2 protein-coding genes are annotated in these 1,745 nt (G+C 47.1%); both read right to left on the reverse strand.

Annotated elements, in window-relative coordinates; all coding sequences use genetic code 11:
• Positions 1 to 582: hypothetical protein (locus KDK16_RS03165; protein WP_257274641.1), on the reverse strand; the 582-nt coding region annotated here is incomplete at its 3' end.
• Positions 483 to 1,250: a hypothetical protein gene (locus KDK16_RS03170; protein WP_257274643.1), complete on the reverse strand. Its 768-nt coding sequence runs from the start codon at positions 1,248 to 1,250 to the stop codon at positions 483 to 485. The genes KDK16_RS03165 and KDK16_RS03170, both read right to left, overlap by 100 nt.
• Positions 1,251 to 1,745 lie beyond the last annotated feature (495 nt).

Here is a 1,745-nt window from a genome sequence, read left to right on the forward strand (position 1 = left end):
ACCATAGTCAGTCATACCAAGAGGGCGGAAGGAAGAGCCTTTGAGTTGGATGGTTGCTCCTGAGGCTTCCCAACCGGATGATTCTGATGGCTGGCCCTGATGTTGGTCTCGTCCAGAACCCGTTATCATTTTGATCATAGCAAACGAGAGGTCCACCTGTGTCAGCATAGGGGTTATCTCTTTTTGTTCCATCGATTTAAGCGACAGTGAATCAAGATTCCAATAGTTTTTTAAAAGCCAAACGACAGCGACAACCACTGCTAAAGGTAACCATGAATAAGAATTGGAGCACAGAGGGACAATTTTGGTGTTCAGGGTCAGTTCGTAACCCGTCAGCAGATGAGTGATGTAAAGCCATTGCCAGAAAGTCGATTCAATGATGGTTGTTTTTACCCCATAATCTTGATTGTCATGAAGCAGCGACTCTGAAACAACATAGCCATTTGTTTCAGTGATGTCTGGAAGTGTATGCCGATCGCACTTTATAGAAAAGCTCTGGTTGGAAAAAACTGCATTCTCTTCAAACTTGACAATAAAACGCTCTGTCCATGGTTCAGCCTGACAGACGACAGATAACAGCAACGACAGCATTGCCGCAGAGAGTGAGTGTTTAATCTTTCTATCCTTGCCTTCCGGTCTACAGAGAGGAAGGATAGAACAAGAAAAGTAGTGTGGTATTCGCTTCTGTGGTCCAGCAGGGCCTTTATTGTGCCTTTCCGGGAAAGATAAATCTGGCTCTGGATCCGTAGGGATGATGCAGTGGTTGTCTGCTGTTTTTCCGAGTGGGTAAGCGTACGGGAAATAACGGATTCTCCGTGAAAACTATCCAGATTGAGTGGCCCGTAAGGGGCAGTTGTATAGTCGGCCTGTGTAATGTTTAGAGGCTCAAAATGACCAATGCAACTAAAGCAGTGCCCATCAGCCAAATGAGGGCATGAGCTTTCTGCGGAATTCAGCGGCCATTCATCGGGCCATCTGCTATTCGATGATGGTCGGAATTGACAAATACCATGACAGGGATTGGCGAAACAATTTAAGCCCAGAGTATGTGAGTGTTGTGGAGGGTCTCCACTACCGCTGCCAAAGCCAGAACACACGAGGTCATTGAGAGAGCCTGTGGATTGGGTGATTACCTCTGAGGCTCTCCGGCCGGATGGTTCTGATGGCTGGCCTTTCTGTTGGTCTTGCCCGGAACCCAATGTCACCAACAATCGAGTTTGAGTGACGACAAACAGTGACAATAACAGCAACAGTGGTGCTGTAAAGAGTGAGTGTTTAGTAATTCTATCCCTGTGCTGGCTTACAGAGAGGAAGGATAGAATAGGACAATCAGTGTGTTTTTGTCTTTTGGACGTTCTGGGCTATTCTCGCAAAATCGCTAATCCTAATGACGGGTAGAGGGTTAAATAAGATCCCTCTGTAGGGGACAATTTAGAGACAAAGCGTGATATGAAAGGGTAAATAGGTGGCCAATACCAAGTATTCTGCAAGCATCCCGTATTGCCCGAACTATGGGGCATGGTACCGAGATCAACTCCAGGCGTAAACGTCTCAAGCGCTTCTTCGTCCGGAGTGGCGTTAATAAGCTCGCAGTTATACCTGCTGGCGAGTACCCGCTCTCCCTTTTATATCAGGATTCGTTACGAAATTGTCCCCTACCTATAGCCGAAAGAGCGCTCCCTGCGACTTAGCAGGGAGGTGAATTTCGTCAGCCCGTCAGGGCTGATCCTGGTTCTCAATATACT

The sequence above is a fragment of the Endozoicomonas sp. SESOKO4 genome (assembly GCF_024606275.1).